The sequence below is a fragment of the Streptomyces sp. SID3343 genome (assembly GCF_009865215.1).
Classification (GTDB): Bacteria; Actinomycetota; Actinomycetes; order Streptomycetales; family Streptomycetaceae; genus Embleya.
Map to the genome: position 1 here is coordinate 1 of NZ_WWJX01000688.1, position 18,894 is coordinate 18,894.

Annotated in this window: 9 protein-coding genes; all 9 read left to right on the top strand. The window is 71.2% G+C overall.

Annotation, left to right across the window (positions count from 1 at the left end; all coding sequences use genetic code 11):
• The coding region (locus tag GT354_RS20825) for an alpha/beta fold hydrolase (RefSeq protein WP_161357856.1) at positions 1 to 624 on the top strand (624 nt) is incomplete at its 5' end.
• Positions 625 to 690: 66 nt separating this feature from the next.
• Entirely contained in the window at positions 691 to 1,425 is a 735-nt protein-coding gene (locus GT354_RS20830; RefSeq protein WP_161357857.1) for an alpha/beta fold hydrolase, read from the top strand.
• A gap of 415 nt (positions 1,426 to 1,840) precedes the next feature.
• Positions 1,841 to 2,128, top strand: coding sequence for a phosphopantetheine-binding protein (locus GT354_RS20835; protein WP_161357858.1), 288 nt, complete (start codon positions 1,841 to 1,843; stop codon positions 2,126 to 2,128).
• On the top strand, positions 2,125 to 3,375 hold the full coding sequence (locus GT354_RS20840; protein WP_161357859.1) for a cytochrome P450: 1,251 nt from the start codon (positions 2,125 to 2,127) through the stop codon (positions 3,373 to 3,375). The genes GT354_RS20835 and GT354_RS20840 overlap by 4 nt, the downstream gene beginning before the upstream one ends.
• On the top strand, positions 3,372 to 4,109 hold the full coding sequence (locus GT354_RS20845; RefSeq protein ID WP_161357860.1) for a thioesterase: 738 nt from the start codon (positions 3,372 to 3,374) through the stop codon (positions 4,107 to 4,109). Before GT354_RS20840 ends, GT354_RS20845 begins: the two co-directional genes overlap by 4 nt.
• Positions 4,110 to 4,161: 52 nt before the next feature.
• Positions 4,162 to 7,209 (top strand): type I polyketide synthase, encoded by a 3,048-nt coding sequence (locus tag GT354_RS20850; RefSeq protein WP_161357861.1) that lies wholly within the window; start codon positions 4,162 to 4,164, stop codon positions 7,207 to 7,209.
• Between the two features lie 36 nt (positions 7,210 to 7,245).
• A complete protein-coding gene (locus GT354_RS20855; RefSeq protein WP_161357862.1) occupies positions 7,246 to 12,057 on the top strand; it encodes a type I polyketide synthase in 4,812 nt (1,603 codons plus the stop codon).
• Complete coding sequence (locus GT354_RS20860) at positions 12,054 to 18,674, top strand: type I polyketide synthase (protein WP_161357863.1); 6,621 nt, start codon at positions 12,054 to 12,056, stop codon at positions 18,672 to 18,674. Before GT354_RS20855 ends, GT354_RS20860 begins: the two co-directional genes overlap by 4 nt.
• A 1-nt stretch (position 18,675) precedes the next feature.
• Positions 18,676 to 18,894 (top strand): beta-ketoacyl synthase N-terminal-like domain-containing protein (locus tag GT354_RS20865; protein WP_161357864.1); only part of this gene is annotated, 219 nt, incomplete at its 3' end.

Sequence of the window (18,894 nt, forward strand, 5' to 3'; positions counted from 1 at the left end):
TCGTACTTCACCTTCGTGCCGCACGTGAAGGACCGCCGGGCGTACTCCCTTCAGTCCCGCGGCTTCGACGGCACCGACTCCCTGGCGGGCTCGGTGGAGGAGATGGTCGACGACTACCTCGCCCGGATGCTGGAGATCCAGCCCGAGGGTCCGTTCTCCCTGATCGGCTGGTCCTACGGTGGCACCATCGCCCACGCCGTCGCGGCGGCCCTCGACGGGCTCGGGCACGAGGTCGCCTTTCTGGCGCTGCTGGACTGCCAGCCCGCCGTCGGATTCCGGCAGATGGGCGGCTTGAAGCCGGAGGTCTACCACGAGGCCATCGAGGAGGTGTTCGGCGAGTTGGTGAGCACCGACAACCTGGGCGATTTCCTGGACGACATGGCGAAGGTCGGGGCGAACAACATGTCCGTCATGGCGGCGTACGAATCGCCGGTGTACCGCGGCGACGTGCTGTTCTTCAACGCGGTGTCGAAGGACAAGAACGAAGGATCGTGGGCGCCCATGTGGCGGCCGTACGTGGCCGGTTCCATAGCGGAGTACGCGGTGAACGCCAAGCACACCGATCTGCACATGCCCGCCCCGGTGGCCGAGATCTTCGAGATCGTCAACCGCACGTTGGGGTAGTGGCCGGCCCCGGGACCCCCGAGCCGTCTCCAGGAAAGACCGTTCGAATGACGGGAGTTGGTCGAGATGAGAGAATCCGGCGAGTCCGCGGAACACCGGGACGGGAGCACGCTGCTGTGCGTGCCGTTCGCCGGGGCAGGGCCTTCGTTCTTCCACCCGTGGCGGGAGCTGTCCGCCGACCGGTGGCGCGTGACCGCGGTCGAACTGCCCGGCAGGGAACGGCGGATCCTGGAGACGCCGTACCGCAACGTCGTGGACGCGGCCAAGGGCTCGGTGGACGACATCGTCGCGGACCTCGGCGAGGGAGCGCGCACCGTCCTGTTCGGGCACAGCCTGGGCGCGGTGCTCGCGTACGAGCTGGTGCCCCTGTTGGGGGCGCGGGGCGTGCACGTCGAGCTGCTGGTCGTCAGCGGCTCACCGGGGCCGTGGACCCGGCGCGAGAGGCGGGCGACGGGGCTCCCCGACGAGGAGTTCCTCGCCCGGGTCGAGGAGTTCGCCGGCTTTCGACACGAGGCCCTCGATCACCCGGAGATGCGGGATCTGATCCTCCCGGTGCTCCAGGCCGACTGCGAGATGCACGAGAATTACGTACCGAGCACCGACGTGCGGGTGTCGGTGCCGATCTGCTCGCTGCGGGGAGACTTCGACGGCTTGGTCACCGCGGCCGAGGCTCGACAGTGGCGGGACGCGACCACGAGCGGGTTCAGCTGTGTGGAATTCCCGGGCGACCACATGTACCTGGTCGATCAGGGCCGCGAGGTGCTGGACGTGATCGAGGCGGAGTCCGCTCGCACGTGGTGAGGCGCGCCGACTCGGGGCGAGACGAAGCGCCGGGACAGCGGTCGTTCCCCTGAACAACCGCGACTACGCGAATGGATTGTCGGGACGGCCTTTCGGCCGCACATCACCGCTGTCGGCCGAAGAACGCGGACTTCTGTATTACTGTCCTGTCGACGGGACAACCGGTGCCCGGCAGAGCCCGTACCGTCATCCCTTGCCGTGGGTTTCCCCGGCCGATTACCTTGGCGTCGCGATCGCCCCGGGCATTCGCCCGCAGGTGCCTTTCCGAAGACCCGGCCGCCTTCCGTGCCGCACGGTCGAGTAGTGGCCGGCCGAGTGGCGGACAGGCGAGTGGCGGACAGTCGAGTAACGAACAAGAGCCCGGCAATTGCCCGGGCGGGCAATCCCGTTCGGCGGAGGAAGGTGTGGCTGTCACATGGAATCGTTGCCGCAGGCGGACCAGCGGGACGGACAGGACGAGGCCGGTGCGCCGCTGTCACTCGTGCGGGAGATCTCGGCGCTGTGGGGGGAATACCTCGACGGTCGCGAGGTCGGGCCGAACGACGACTTCTTCACACTCGGCGGCAATTCGCTGATCGGAATCAAAATCATCGACCGCGTGGCCAAGGACTACGGCGTCGGGCTGTCCGTTCGCGCCTTCTACCTGGCGCAAACCCCGGCCCGGGTCGCCGAGCTGATCGAGCAGGGGAGGACGGGGTCGTGAGGTTGACGCCGGGTGCCGGGAGCGACGTCGACCTCGACCGCGTCGACCTGTTCGACCTGGACCTCTATACCGAGGGCGATCCGCACAGGATCTGGGACGTGATGCGGGCGAAGGCCCCCCTGCACCACCAAGTCCTTCCAGACGGCAGGGAGTTCTGGTCGGTGACCCGCTACGAGGACGTCTGCCGCGTGCTCGGTGACCACCGCGAGTTCACCTCGGAGCGCGGTACGGTGGTCACCCACCTCGGGGTGGACGACGTCGCGGCGGGCAAGCTGTTGACATCGACCGACCCACCGCGGCACACCCAGGTCCGCAGAGCGATCGGCTCCAGGCTGACCGCTCGGGCGGTGGCGCCCTGGGCGGACGGGATCCGTCGGGCGATCGTGCGCTTTCTCGAACCGGCCCTCGACGGGGGGACCTTCGATCTGGCCGAGCAGGCACTTCGGCTGCCGGCGATCGTCACAGGCCCGCTGCTGGGAATCCCGGAGCGGGACTGGGACGAGCTCGTGCAGCTGACCGCGATGGTGACGGCCCCCTCGGACCCGCATTTCCGGCACGGCAGCGAAGCCGCGACGTTGGCCATCTCCCACCACGAGTTGGTCACCTACGTCACCGACCGGGTCGAACGGCGACGGTCGGCCGGAGGCGAGGACGGGAGCCTGTTCGATCACCTCATGAGCGTGCGCGTGGGAGACGTGCCGCTGACCGACGAGGAGATCGCCTTGGACGGCTACAGCATTCTCCTCGGCGCCAACGTGACCACACCGCACACCGTCTCGGGCACGGTGCTCGCGCTCGTCGAACGGCCCGAGCAGTTCGAGAAGGCGCGGGCCGACCCCTCGCTCGTCCCGAACCTGGTCGAGGAAGGGCTGCGCTGGACGTCGGCAGCGTGCAACTTTATGCGGTACGCGGTGAGCGACGTCCGGATCGGCGGAGGCACGATCCCGGCCGGCGGGGCGGTCGTCGCGTGGATCGGGTCGGCCAATCGGGACGAGGCCCGGTTCCCCGACCCCCACGAGTTCGACATCACCCGCACCGGCGCCAAGCAACAGGTCGCCTTCGGATTCGGGTCGCACTTTTGCATCGGAGCCCCGCTGGCCCGGATGACCCTGCGCATCTTCTTCGAGGAACTGCTCGGGCGATTCGAGTCGATCGAAACGCACGGCGAAGCGCAGCACTTGCGGTCGTACTTCATCGCGGGAATGACCCATCTCCCCATCGTCGCGCGGAAGCGAACGACACCATGACCTCCGGCTCCACCACCGCCGCGTCGCCGTGGTTCGTCCGGCCGCCGTCCACCGACCATCCCGCCCGCATCTTCTGCCTGCCCTTCTCCGGGTCCGGGGCTTCGGCCTTCAGTGCCTGGCCGGCCGTGCTCGACGATGTCGAGGTCTGCCCGGTGCAGTTCCCCGGCCGTGAGAACCGGATGGCCGAACCCCATTACGGCACGTACGAAGACCTCGCCGACGGCTTGGTCGAAGCACTGACGCCGTTCCTGGACCGGCCGTTCGCGTTCTTCGGGCACTGTGCGGGCGCGCTCCCCGCGTTCGAGACCGTGGTCCGGCTCGTCGAACGGGAGCTGCCTCTGCCGGAGCGCTTCTTCGTGTCGGGTCAGCCCGCCCCACACCACGCCTCGCGCGATCGGATGCTCGGCCTGACCGTATCCGAGTTGCGCGCCGAGCTGGAGTCGTTCCTCCGCGGGCGGGGGCTGGAACCGCGGCCGGACATGATCGACATGGGCATGGCCGTGCTGCTGCGCGATCACGCCGCGGCGAACGCGTACCGGCGCGTGGCGCCGGTCGCGCTGCCGTGCCCCATCGTCGTAGTGCAGTGGCGGGACGACCCCGAGGTGGGCCTCGAAGAGCTCGAGGGGTGGCGTCCGTACGCCGATTCGGTCGATATCCGGGTGGTCGGCGGCGGCCACTTCGACTTCATGCACGCGCCGGATGACCTGCGAAAGGTGTTGGCGTCCTGGCGGTGAAGGCGCCACAGCCCGAAAGAGCCGCACGCGGAGTAGAGCGAAAGGGATTCTTATGAGTGGCGCAGCCATCGATATCGCTGTCGTAGGGATGTCGTGCCGCTTTCCCGGTGTGCACACTCCGGAGGAATTGTGGCGGCTGCTGATCGACGGGAAGTCGACCGTCGGAACATTTCCCGACCGGCGCGCGGCCGGCCCGGAGCACCCGACCCACCCCGATACCGCCACCTTGAAAGCGGGTTCGTTCTTCGGCTCCGTCGACGGATTCGACGCGGAGTTCTTCGGCCTGGGCGCGGCGGAGGCCGCGGCCATGGACCCCGTGCAGCGGCTGGGCCTCGAACTCGCCTGGGAGGCCGTCGAAGACGCCCGGATTCCGGCCGCCGCGCTCGCGGGACGCGAGATCGATGTCGTGGTCGGCGCGGCCCCCTCCGGGTACGAACTGCTGCGCACGTTGTCCGGCAGCGACCGGGACGACCACTACGCCGCACTCGGTTCGAGCGGTGCGTTGATCGCGAACCGGATCTCCAACCTGTTCGACGTTCGCGGCCTGAGCGTGTGCGCGGACTCGGGCCAGTCGTCCTCACTGGTGGCCTTGGCGTTGGCGTGTGACCGGATACGCGGAGGCGCGGCCGACCTGGCGATCGTGGGCGGGGTGGAACTCGTCGTCGACCCGGAAACGGGACTGGGTCTGGCGAATCTGGGCGCCCTGTCGCCCGACGGCCGCTGCTTCACCTTCGACGAAAGGGCCAGTGGTTTCGTCCGGGGGGAGGGCGGGGCGTTCGTTGTGCTCAAGCGGCTCGACCTCGCGGTCGCCGAGGGAGATCACATCTACGCGGTGGTGCGCGGCTGGGGTGTCGGCAGCGCCGGCGCGTCCACCCGGATGCCGGATCCCAGCCCGGCCGCTCAGGCGGCGACCGTGTTGTCCGCCCTCCGACGCGGGGCTGTCGACTTCGACAGTGTCGACTACGTCGAGGCCCACGGCACCGGCACCCGGCTCGGCGATCCGGCGGAGATATCCGGTCTGCGGGAGGTGTTTCGGGAAACCGGCCGGAGCCGCCCCCTGGTGATCGGTTCGGTGAAGACGAACGTCGGGCACCTGGAACCGGCCGCGGGAATCGCCGGGTTCGTGAAGGCGGCGCTCTGTGTGGACCGAGGACACCTGGTCGCGCAGCTGAACTTCCGGTCTCCGAACCCCGCCATCCCCGACTTCGCGAAGGACTTCGAAGTACTCACGAGCGCGCGGCCCTGGCCCGGCTCACCGAGTCGACCGCGCAGGGCGGGAGTGTCGGCGTTCGGCATGGGCGGCACCAACGCGCACGTGATTCTCGAACAGGTGCCTGAACTCCGCAGCGAGGGCGGCGACTTCGGGTCTAAACCCGGCGTGCTGCCGTGGGTGCTCTCGGCGCGCTCGGAGCCGGCCTTGCGGGAGCAGGCGGCACGGCTGCGGGACCTGGTGGCTGCGGACGCGTCGCTGTCGGCGTCCGACGTGGGGTATTCGCTGGTGGCGACGCGGTCGTTGTTCGACCACCGGGCGGTGGTGCTCGCCGAGGGCCGCGAGCAGGCGCTTGCCGGTCTGGGCCTGGTGGCGGAGGGTGCCGATTCGGCATCGGTGGTTCGCGGGCCGGCCGAGCGCCCCGCGGGGCCGGTCGTGTTCGTGTTCCCCGGTCAGGGGTCGCAGTGGCAGGGCATGGGGCGGCGGTTGTACGCGGAATCGGCGGAGTTCGCGCACGGGATCGACGAATGCGCGCGGGCGCTGGCGCCCTGGGTGGACTGGTCGCTGGTGGACGTGGTCACCGGCGCGGAGTCGGCCGCGTCCCTGGACCGGGTGGATGTGGTCCAACCGGCGTTGTTCGCCATGATGGTGTCGCTGGCGCGGGTGTGGCGGTCACTGGGAGTGGTCCCCGACGCTGTGGTGGGCCATTCGCAGGGCGAGATCGCCGCGGCGTGCGTGTCCGGTGCGCTGTCGCTGGAGGACGCGGCGCGGGTCGTCGCCCTGCGCAGCCGGGAGTTGACCGAGCTGGCCGGCACGGGTGGGATGAGTTCGGTGTCCGCGCCTGTCGATTGGGTTCGGGACCGGGTGGGGCGATGGCCCGGGAGGCTGTGCGTGGCGGCGGTCAACGGGCCGGCGTCGGTGGTGGTCTCCGGGGACGCCGAGGCGCTCGACGAGTTCGCCGCGACGGCGGCCGGTGCCGGCGTTCGGGTGCGCCGGGTGAACGTGGACTACGCGTCGCACTCCCACCACGTCGAACGCATCCGCGATCGTCTGCTCACCGCCGCCTCGGGTCTTTCGCCGGGGAAATCGGCGGTGGAGTTCCACTCCACGGTCACCGCAGGACTGCTCGACACGCGGTCGCTCGACGGCTCGTACTGGTACGACAACCTGCGCTCGACGGTGCGTTTCGGTGAGGTTGTCGAGCAACTGATGCGGGCCCGGGGCGGGGTGTTCGTGGAAGTCGGTCCGCATCCTGTGCTTCAGGTGGCGATGGAGGAGGCCGCCGACGCGTCGGCGGCCTCGCCGGTGGTGGTGGGCACCCTGCACAAGGACGACGGGAGCGCGGGCAGGGTTTTGGCGTCGTTGGCCGAACTCCACGTGCGTGGTGTGCCGGTGGACTGGGGGACGGTGTTCGCCGGGGCCCGGCCGCGCCGGATCGGCCTGCCGGTTTACCCGTTCCAGCGGCGGCGGTACTGGCTGACGGCCTCCGATGAGGACGACTCGGAGGTACCCGGGCCGAGTACGGCGCAATGGGACTCCGAGTCGGCGGTGCTCGCGCTGGTGTGTGCCGAAGCGGCCAAGGTGCTCAGGACCAAGGATCCGGAGCTGACGGACGCCGATCTCGCGGCGAGGTCGGCCGACACCTTCAAGGACTTGGGCTTCGAATCCTCGATGGCCGTACGGCTGCGCAACCGGCTGACCGCGGCCACCGGTGTACGGCTTTCCGCCACCGCCGCGTTCACCTACCCCACTCCGCGAAGACTCGGTCGCCACATCTTCTCCCTCCTCGCACCCCAGGCGCCCGACACCTCGGAGACGGCGCGGGACACGCGTTCGGAGAACCGCAGCGACGACGAATTGTACGCATTGATCGATCGTGGATACGTCTAGCTCCAGTTCGTTCCAGCAACCGTCGAGGGAGACCCAGTGGAGGAAGTCGACAAGCTCCGGTCCTACTTGCGACGCGCCGTCGACGATGCGCGCGAGCTGCGTACGCGGGTGCACGAACTGGAGACATCCGCCCGCGAGCCCATCGCGGTCGTGGGTGTGGGATGTCGTTTCCCCGGTGGGGTGACCTCCCCCGAAGCGCTGTGGGACGTGGTGTCCGGTGGTGTGGACACGATGGGGGAATTCCCGCGCGACCGCGGGTGGGACGTCGAGGCGCTGTACGACCCGGACCCCGAGGCGCCCGGGAAGACGTACACCCGCTCGGGCGGATTCCTGACCGATCTCGCGGAGTTCGACGCGCCGTTCTTCGGCATCAGCCCACGCGAGGCGCTCGCGATGGATCCGCAACAACGGTTGATGCTGGAAACGTCGTGGGAAGCGCTGGAACGTGCGGGGATCGACCCCGCCGAACTGCGGGGTTCGCCGACCGGGGTGTTCACCGGGATCTACGGGGTCGACTACGGCCCCCGACTGGGCGGCGGGGCGGCAGCCGGGGTGGAGGGCTTCGGGATCGCGGGGACGTACCCCAGTGTGGCCTCGGGCCGGGTCGCGTACGTGCTGGGCCTGGAGGGTCCGGCGGTGTCGACCGACACCGCCTGTTCGTCGTCGCTGGTCGCCGTGCACCAGGCCGTGCGGTCCCTGCGTTCGGGGGAGTGCGGGTTGGCGTTGGCCGGCGGGGTGTCGGTGCTGCCGAGCCCGGGGCTGTTCGTGGAGGTCGCCCGACAACGGGGCTTGTCGGCGGACGGGCGGTGCAAGTCGTTCGCGGAGGCGGCCGACGGAACCGGCTGGGGCGAAGGCGCGGGCGTGCTGGTCCTTGAGCGGCTGTCGCGGGCGCTGCGCCACGGCCGGCGGATCTGGGCGGTGATCCGCGGCTCGGCGGTCAACCAGGACGGGGCTTCCAACGGACTGACCGCGCCGAACGAACTGGCCCAGCGGCGGGTCATCCGGGCAGCCCTGGCCGATGCCGGCCTGGCGCTCGGCGACGTGGACGCGGTGGAGGCGCACGGAACCGGCACCAAGCTGGGCGACCCCATCGAGGCGGAGGCACTGCTGGCCACCTACGGGCAGGACCGGGACCCCGAAAGCCCCTTGTGGCTGGGCTCGTTGAAGTCCAACATCGGCCATACGCAAGCGGCCGCGGGCGTCGGCGGGATCATCAAGATGGTCATGGCGATGCGGCACGGGCAGCTGCCCAAGACGTTGCACGTGGACCGCCCGACCCCGCACGCGGACTGGTCGGCCGGAGCCGTGGAGCTGCTGACCGAGGCCAGACGGTGGCCGAGCGCACCGGGACGGCCTCGACGCGCGGGAGTGTCGTCCTTCGGGGTCAGCGGCACCAACGCGCACCTGATCCTCGAACAGGCGCCCGAGGCGCCGGACCCCGGCGCGGCGTCCGACGACGCCCGCGGAGCGGTGCCGTGGGTGCTGTCGGCGCAGTCCGCGCAGGCGCTGCGAGAGCAGACGCTGCGGCTGAGGGACAGCGTTACCGCGGACCCGTCACCGTCGGCGGCAGACGTGGGCCACGCGCTGACCGCGACTCGATCGCTGTTCGAACACCGCCGGGTGGTGATCGGTGCGGACCGGGACGAGCTGCTCGCCGGCCTGACCGTCGTCGCCGAGGAGAACCGCAACCTCAAGGGCGTGGTCTCCGGCGTCGCCAAGCCGTTGGGCAAGACCGTCTTCGTGTTCCCGGGCCAGGGCTGCCAGTGGGTGGGCATGGGCCGCGAACTGTGGGAATCGAGCCCGGCCTTCGCCGAGCAGATCCGCGCCTGCGCCGAGGCGCTGGAGCCGTGGGTGGACTGGTCGTTGATCGACACCGTGCGTGGCGGGCCCGAGGCGGCGGACCTGGACCGGATCGACGTCGTCCAGCCCGTGCTGTTCGCGGTGATGGTGTCGCTGGCGCGGGTGTGGCATTCGTTGGGGGTGACACCGGACGCGGTGATCGGCCACTCCCAGGGCGAGATCGCCGCAGCCTGCGTCGCGGGCGCCCTGACCCTGCCGGACGCGGCCAGGATCGTGGCCGTGCGGTCCCGGCTCCTCGTCACGGCCGCCCAGGACGGTGGCATGGCCGGGATCGTGGCCACCGAGGACCGGGTGCGCGAAGTGTTGGAGCCGTGGGCGTCCCGGGTCGCGGTCGCCGCGATGAACGGGCCCTACTCGACCACGGTTTCGGGTGAGGCCACGGCGGTCGAGGAGCTGGTGGCCGCCTGCGAATCCCAGGGCATCCGCGCGCGGTGGATCGCGGCGAGCGTGCCCGGGCACTCGCCGCTGATGGACCGGTTCGAGGGCCGGCTCCTGGACGCGCTGGACGGGATCGCACCCGTGTCCTCACCGGTGGCGTTCTACTCGACGGTGACCGGCGGGCAGATCGACACCGCGCGGCTCGACGCGGCCTACTGGTTTCGCAACATGCGGCAACCGGTCCGGTTCGAAACCGCCGTCAAGAGCCTGCTCGAACAAGACCACGGGGCGTTCATCGAGGTCAGCCCGCACCCGCTGCTCACGTTCAACATTCAGGCGATGCTCGACACCATCCCCGGCGCCGCCGGGGTGGTCACGGGCTCGCTGCGCCGCGGCCAAGGCGGCTTCGCCTGGTTGTACCGGTCGGTGGCCGAAGCCTTCGTGGCAGGCGTCGCGGTGTCGTGGAAGGCGGCATTCTCGCAACAGGACGGCCCCTGGGTCGAGTTGCCCACGTACGCCTTCCAGCGCAAGCGCTACTGGCTGAACACACCCGGCGAAACCACCATCGGGAGTACGTCGCCCCATCCGCTCCCCGACACCGTGATCGACTCGCCCGAGGACGGGGAGCGCGGGGCGGGGGCGGACGGCGAGCGTTCGTCCGCGCCGAGCTTCGATCGCCACGACGCGCTGCTCCGGGTGGACTGGGTTTCCACCCCCGTCCCGACGGAGACAGCGGTGGGCCGGTACGCGGTGGTGGGGGAGCCGGGCGCGATCACCGCGGCCTTGGGACAGGGCGGGGCGGTCTTCGCCGGATTCGACGAACTCGCCGCTTCCGGTGGACGGATACCCCCGGTCGTCATCGTCGGCATCGACGGGGCGAACGCCGACGACGACGACCCGCCCGCCGCCGCCGAGCGAAACCTGCACCGGGTGCTGCGGTGGACGCAGGACTGGCTCCTCGACGAGCGGTTGTCCGCGTCACGCCTGGTCGTCGTGACACGAGAGGCGATCCACGACGACCGGGTGCCCCACACCGCCCCCGCGGCGGCCGCGATCTGGGGATTCGTACGGACCGCGCAGACGGAGAACCCCGGCCGGTTCACGCTGATCGACACGGACGACCACCCCCTTTCGTGGGCGCGCCTCCCGGCGGTGGCCGGCACCGGAGAGGCTCAGGTCAAGATCCGGGCCGGCATCGCGACCGCCCCGCGACTCGCCCGCAGCCCCGGTGCGGCCTCCGCTCCGGCGGCGGATTCGCCCGCCCTCGGGTCCGGGACGGTACTGATCACCGGCGGTGTCAGCGGTCTGGGCGCGATGCTGGCCCGCCACCTCGTGCAGCGGCACGGGGTACGCCGGCTGCTGCTGACCAGCAGGCGCGGGCCGGCGGCCGCCGAGGCGGCAGCACTGCGCGCGGACCTGACCGAGGCGGGTGCGCACGTCGACATCGAGGCGTGCGATGTCACGAGCCGCGAGTCGGTGGCCCGGCTGATCGCCGGACTCCCGGCCGAGCACCCGCTGACGGCCGTGGTCCACTGTGCGGCGGCACTGGACGACGGGGTCGTCGAGGCGCTGACCGCGGACCGCGTGGACTCGGTCCTGGCACCGAAAGCGCGCGGGGCCTGGCATCTGCACGAACTGACCAGGCACCTGGACCTGTCCGCGTTCGTGCTGTTCTCCTCGATCGCGAGTGTGCTCGGGACCGCGGGCCAGGCCAACTACGCGGCGGCCAACGCGTTCCTCAACGGCCTGGCCGAAGCCCGCCGGGCCCAAGGGCTGGCCGCCGTATCACTGTGCTGGGGATACTGGGCCCAACGCAGCGAACTGGGTGCCGACCTCGGCGAGGCGGACATCGGGCGCCTGCAACGTCAGGGCGTGCAGCCGATGTCGTCGCACGAAGGGCTCGCGCTCTTCGACACGGCGATCCGGCGGAACGAGCCGGTGCTGGTGCCGGCGCGGCTGAACCTTGCGGCGCTGAGGGCGGCGTACGGCGACCAAGGCGGTTCGCCGCTGCTGCGCGAGCTGATCGCGACGGCCGGCGGGGCGGGAACCCGGGAGGCCACCGCCGCCGGACTCGCCCGGCGGATCGGTGCGCTGCCCGCGGCCGACGGGGAGAAGGCGTTGAGCGACGCCGTCCGGGAACAGACCGCCATCGTCCTGGGCCACACCGACGCCGCACTGGTCGGTCCCACCACGGCGTTCAAGGACCTGGGGATCGATTCGCTCACGGCGTTGGAGCTGCGGAACAACCTGTCGGCGGTGACCGGTTTGAAGCTGTCCGCCACGCTCGCGTTCGACTATCCCAACCCGACCGCCCTCGCCCGGTTCCTGATCGAAAGGATCGCCCCCGACCCCGCCGGTGGCCGGCCCTCCCCGACCGCCTCGTTGACCAAGGAGATCGAGGGGTTGGGCGCTCGGCTGGAGGACACCTTCCACACTCTCGCGGACGAGGACAAAGCCACCGTCTCCGCACTGCTCGGCCGACTCCAGGGCCGGGTCCGGTCGATGGTGGGCGAGGGATCACCGGTCGGCATCGTCGACCGCATCGGTTCGGCATCAGCCGGCGAGCTTCTCTCGCTGCTGGACAAAGAGCTCGGTAGGGGAGAGCGATGACCAACGACGACAACGCCGACGTCCTCGACTATCTCAAGCGGACGTCGATCGAACTGATCGAAACACGTCGGCGTCTGGAGGAGATGACGGAGGCAGCCGCCGAACCGATCGCGGTCGTGGGGGTCGCCTGTCGTTTCCCCGGTGGCGTGGCGTCCCCGGAGGCGTTGTGGGACCTGGTACGGACGGGCCGGGACGCGATGTCGGACTTCCCGCAGGACCGCGACTGGGACCTGGAGGCTCTGTACGACCCGGACCCGGACCAACCGAACACCTGCTACTCGCGGTTCGGGGGATTCCTGTACGACGCGGCCGACTTCGACGCGGAGTTCTTCGGGATCAACCCGCGTGAGGCACTGGCCGCCGACCCACAGCAGCGACTGCTCCTGGAGTCCTCGTGGGAGTCCCTGGAACGGGCCGGCATCGATCCGCGAACCCTGCGCGGCAGCGACACGGGCGTCTTCGCCGGCCTGGCGTACTTCGGGTACGGGAACCACCACTTCACCCCCGAGGTCATCGCGGGCTACGCGCAGACCGGTTCGCTGCTGAGCGTGGCGTCCGGGCGGGTGGCGTACGCACTGGGCCTGGAGGGCCCCGCGGTGTCGACGGACACCGCCTGCTCGTCGTCCCTGGTGGCGGTACACCAAGCGGTGCGGTCGCTGCGCCAGGGCGAATGCGGGCTGGCCTTGGCCGGGGGCGTCACCGTCATGGCGACCACGCAGGTGTTCCGCGAGATGTCGCGGCAGCGTGGCTTGGCGGTGGACGGCCGGTGCAAGGCGTTCGCCGACGGCGCCGACGGCGTCGCGTTCTCCGAGGGCGTCGGGGTCCTGGTGCTCGAGCGGTTGTCGGACGCGCTGCGCAACGGGCGGCGGATCCAGGCGGTGATCCGGGGATCGGCGATCAACCAGGACGGCGCGTCCAACGGGCTGACCGCGCCCAACGGGCCGGCGCAGCAGCGGGTCATCCGGGCGGCGCTGGCGAACGCCCGGGTGCGGGCCGGCGATGTGGACGTGGTCGAGGCCCACGGGACCGGTACGACGCTGGGCGATCCGATCGAGGCGCAGGCCGTGCTGGCCACCTACGGGCAGGACCGGGACGCCGGCAGCCCACTGTGGCTGGGCTCGCTCAAATCGAACATCGGCCACACCCAGGCGGCCTCGGGCGTCGGCGGGATCATCAAGATGATCATGGCGATGCGCCATGGCGTATTGCCCAAGACCTTGCACGTGGACCGCCCGACGAGTCACGTCGACTGGACGGCCGGGGCGGTGGAACTGCTGACCGAGGCCAGAGAGTGGCCGAGCGCCCCGGGACGGCCCCGGCGGGCGGGCGTGTCCGGCTTCGGGGCCAGCGGCACCAATGCGCACGTGATCCTGGAGGAGGCGCCCCCCGAGGAGACGCTGCCCGACGCCACCGGGCAAGTCCCCTTTGTTGCTGGTGGGTTGGTGCCGTGGATCGTCTCGGCACGGTCGGCGCAGGCGCTACGGGCACAAGCGGAGAAGCTGCGCGACTTCGCCGCCGCCGACGCGGGCCCGGACGTCGCCGACGTCGGCTGGTCGCTGGCATCGGGTCGGGCGCGGTTCGAGCACCGCGCGGTGGTGCTCGGCCGCGGCCGGGACGAGTTGCTGAGCGGTCTCGCGGCGTTGAGCGACGGCGCGGAGAGCGCCGCGGTGGTGCGCGGTGTCGCCACAGACCTCGGCCCGAGCGTCTTCATGTTCCCCGGGCAGGGCGCGCGGTGGGCCGGTGTGGCACGGCGGTTGTACGAAACCTTCCCCGTCTTCGCGCAAAGCCTCGACCAGGTTTGTGCACGCTTCGACGCCCACCTCCCGTTCGCGGTCAAGCCCATGCTCCTCGCCGATGATCCGGTGGAAGCCCGCGCCCGGCGGACGGACCTCGCGCAGCCGGCGCTGTTCGCTCTACAGATCGCCCTGTACCGGCTCGTCACGCGGTACTGCCCGCAGCCGAGCCGGCTGATCGGTCACTCCGTCGGCGAAATCGCCGCCGCGCACGTGTCCGGGGCCTTGGACCTGGACAGCGCGACCAGGCTGGTGGCGGCCCGCGGCCGGATCATGCAGACGCTCACCGAGCGCGGCGCCATGCTGGCGGTGCGCGCCTCGGAAGAGCACGTGCACGCCCTGCTCGGCGCGTACGACCGGGTCGGCATCGCCGCCGTCAACGGACCGGAGTCGGTGGTGGTCTCGGGTGACCGGGACCGGGTCGTCGCACTCCGGGACCACCTCGTCGCCGGCGGCACCTCGGCGAAACTGCTCGACGTCGACCACGCCTTCCACTCCCCGCTCATGGACCCGATCCTGGAGGAGTTCGCGGCCTCGATCGGTGAGTTGCCCCCGGGCGAGACGGCGATTCCGATCGTCTCGACCAGGACGGGCCGTGAGGCCACGCTCCGGGAGTTGACGTCCGTCGCGCACTGGGTGGACCACGTCCGCGAACCCGTCCGCTTCTTCGACGCCGTGGAGTTCGCGCGTAAGACCGGCGCGAACGTCTTCCTCGAAGTGGGGCCGGGGGCGACCCTCACCGCCCTGACCAAGGAGGCGTTCGCCGGCGAGGGCGTGGACGACGCGGTGGTCGTGTCGGCGTCACGCGACCGCGAGCCGGTCGAGGCGCTCGTCGGCGCGCTGGCCCAACTACACGTCCGGGGCGGGACCGTGGACTGGGACGCCCTGTTCGGGCCGCGCCGACGGGTCGACCTGCCGACGTACGCGTTCCAGCGGCAGCGGTACTGGCTGGACCTCCTGGCCGGGACCGGTGCGGCGGACGTGACCTCCGCCGGACTGTCGGCGCCCGAACACCCGTTGCTGGGCGCCGTGGTGGACCACCCGGGCACCGACGAGGTGGTGTTCACCGACCTGTGGTCCCTGCGGACCCACGACTGGCCGGCCGATCACCGGGTGTTCGGCGCCGCCGTCGTACCGGCCACGGCCTACCTGGACCTGGCGCTGTCGGTGGGCGACTTCGTCGGGTGCGCCTCGATCGGCGAACTCTCCATGGAAGTCCCCCTGGTTCTTCCCGCCTCGGGCGATGTACAGGTGCGAGTCGTCGTCGGTGCGGCGGACGAGACGCAACACCGCCCCCTGGACGTGTATTCGCGCCCGGCCGAAGCCGGCCGAACGCTCGGTGGCTGGACCCGGCATGCCACGGGACGTCTGGCGCCGGGCGCGCCGCGACCGGTCTCGGCGGCCGACGACGGCCCGTCACTTGCCGTGTGGCCACCGGACGGAGCGGACCGGCTCGACATCGACGGCCTGTACGACACCTTCGCCGACGCGGGTTTCGACTACGGTCCCGCCTTCCGCGGGCTGCGCGAAGTGTGGCGGCGCGGGGAGGATCTCTTCGCGACGGCCACCCTGCCGCAGACCGCGGAAACCCCCTCCGGCGATGCGGGGTTCGCGCTGCACCCGGCACTGATCGACTCGGTGCTGCACGCGGTGGTGGCCGGCGGCGTCATCGGGGTGGACGGCGACCGGGCCTGGATGCCCTTCTCATGGGCCGGGGTGCACCTGACGGGGGCGTGCGGACCGACCGTGAAGGTCAGGATCTCCCCGGTCGGTGCGGGCGTGGTGACCGTGACGATCGCCGACGAACACGGCCGCGAGATCGCCCACGTCGGCGCGTTGACGTTCCGGCCGGCGAGCGCGGAACAATTGCGCTCGGCACGCGGCGGGCACGAGCAGTCGCTGTTCGAACTGCAATGGCGCCCGGTCCGGCCGAGCCGGCGCGAAACCCCGCACGGGAGTTGGGGCATCCTCGGCCCCAAGGACGGCCAGGCCGCCCGGCTCCTCGGGGCGGGTGACGCCGACGCCACCCGCTTCGAGTCGCTGGACGAAGTCCTCGCCGGCGACCCGCCCCGGCACCTGGTCCTGTGCGTGGACGACCTCGTCACTCCCGGGCCCGACGTGTTCGTCGAGACCCGCAGCGTGGCCACGCGTGTCCTCGACCGGGTGCAGCGGTTCCTCGCCGAAGAGCGCCTCGCCGGATCCACGCTGGTGGTCCTCACCCGCCTGGCCCAGGACACCGGAGGCGGAGAGAGCGTGGCAAGCCTGCCGGGCGCGTCCGTGTGGGGCTTGATCCGGTCCGCCCGGACGGAGCACCCCGGCAGGTTCCGGCTGGTGGACGTCGACGACGAGGAGACCTCCTGGGCACGCTTCCCGGACGTGCTCGCCGTGGGGGAAGACCAACTGGCCCTGCGCGGCGGCGAGTACCTCACCCCCCACCTGACGCCGGCCTCACCCGCGCAGCACCGGATCGAGCCACCGCCGGCCGGCGCCCACCGGCTGGGCATCCCCACCAAGGGAACGCTGGAGAACCTGACCTGGGTGCCCTGCCCCGAGGTGCAAGAGCCGCTTGCCGGCGGACAGGTGCGCATCTCCGTGCACACCGCGGGGCTCAACTTCCGGGACGTCACGATCGCCCTGGGACTGGTGGACCGAACAGCCATCGATGCCGGACTCGGCAGTGAGGGCGCCGGAACCGTACTGGAGGTGGCGCCCGACGTGACAACCCTTGCCCCGGGCGACCGCGTCACCGGCATCTTCTCCGGCGCCTTCGGCCGCGTGGCCGTCGCGGACCACCGCCTGCTCATGCCCGTCCCCGACGGGTGGAGCTTTGCCGAGGCGGCATCCGTACCGGGCGCCTACCTCACCGCCTACTACGCGCTCTTCCACCTGACCAAGCTCGAAAAAGGGCAGCGGATTCTCGTCCACGCGGCGGCGGGCGGTGTCGGGATGGCGGCCGTCCAACTGGCGAAGCACCTCGGCGCCGAGGTGTACGGCACCGCGAGCCCGGCCAAGTGGCCCACCCTGCGCAGGATGGGACTCGATGACGAACATCTCGCGTCCTCGCGGGATTTGGGCTTCGCGGAGAAGTTCACCGCCTCCTCGGGCGGTCGCGGTGTGGACGTCGTGCTGAACTCCCTGGCGCACACCTTCGTCGACGCCTCGCTGACGCTGCTCCCCGAGGGCGGGAGCTTCATCGAGATGGGGAAGACGGACATCCGCGATCCCCGGCAGGTGGCAACCGACCACCCCGGAGTCGACTACCGGGCCTTCGACCTCTACGAGGCGGGCCCGGACCTGATCCACACGATGTTCCAAGCCGTGATGGGGCTGTTCGCCGACGGGCGGGTGCGCCCGAACCCGATCGCCGTCCGCGACATCCGCGACGCACGCAAGGCGTTCCGCGAGATGAGCCAGGGCCGGCACATCGGGAAGATCGTTCTCGAGATGGGCGACGGCTTCGGCGGCGGCACCGTACTGGTCACCGGCGGGACCGGGGGAGTGGGCGCGCTGGTGGCGCGGCACCTGGTCGCCGAACACGGCGTACGGAGCCTGGTCCTGGCGAGCCGTCGGGGAATCACGGCCGCCGGGGCCCCCGAGCTGGTGGCCGACCTGGAGGCCGCGGGCGCGGTGGTCACGGTCGCGGCCTGCGACGTCGCCGACCGGGTGGCGGTAGCGGACCTGCTCGCCCAACTGCCGCCCGCGTACCCGCTGACCGCGGTCCTCCACGCGGCGGGCGCGCTGGCGGACGGCACCGTCGAGTCGCTGACCGCACAAAGCCTCGACCACGTGCTGCGGGCCAAGGTCGGCGGTGCCGCCGCCCTGCAGGAACTGACGCGGGGGCACACCCTGACGGCGTTCGTCATGTTCTCCGCCCTCGCGGGGACGCTCGGCACCGCGGGGCAGGCCAACTACGCGGCGGCGAACGAGTTCCTGGACGGCTTGGCGGCACAGCGCAGCGCCTCGGGCCTGGTCGGCACGTCACTGTGCTGGGGCTGGTGGGAGCAGCGCACCGGCATGACCGAGGACCTGGACGAGGCCGACCTCGCCCGGATCCGGCGGATGGGCATCGCCGCGATGCCGACACCCGAGGCCCTGGCCCTGTTCGACGCGGCGCGCGCGAACGGCAAGCCGGTCCTCGTCCCGGCCCGCGTGGACCGCTCCGCGCTGCGGAACCGAATGGGTGACGAACTCCCAAGCCTCCTGCGTGACTTGGCCGACGACAGTCGCCCACGCCGTACGCAGGCGGGCGCGACCCAGGGCGGCGGCTCGTTCGGACTGCCCGGCCTGGTGGCCACCCTCTCCGAGGGCGAGGCGGAGGCAGCCGTCCTGGACTGGGTCCGCGAGCAGGTCGCCGTCGTACTCGGACACCCGTCCGGCGCATCCGTCGACGCCGACCAGGCGTTCGCCCCGATGGGATTCGACTCGCTGACCTCGGTGGAACTGTGCAACCGTCTGGCTTCCGCTACCGGACTGCGCCTGCCGTCCACGCTCGTCTTCAGCTACCCGACACCGCGCGAGTTGGGGCACCACGTGGTCGGTCTGCTGCGCCCGGCAGCGCCGACGCGACCGGACGAGGACGCGGACATCCGGGAAGCGCTGCGCACCGTCTCGATCGACAGGCTGCGCGGCGCGGGCCTCCTGGAGCAGATCCTGGCCTGCGCCGTGCCGCGTCGACCGGAGGCCGGCGGACCGGCAACGGATGCGGAGGCGGGCTCCGACCCGGCCGCGGGCTCGGACCCGGGCGCGGACCGCGGCGTGGACGATTTGGCGGCCTTGGACCTGGACGCACTGGTCGGTCTGGCACTGGACGAGACGGGGAAGTGACATGGACGACTCAGCGGATCGTACGGCGGACGGCGCGGACCGGGTTCAGCGCGCGCTGCGCGTGCTGCTGGAGGAGCGCGACCGCCTCCGGCAGGAGAACGACGCACTGAAAGCCGGCCGGGTCGAGCCGATCGCCGTGGTGGCGATGGCGTGCCGCTACCCGGGGGGTGTCTCGTCGCCCGAAGACCTGTGGGAGGTGGTCCGCGGCGGTCGAGGGCGG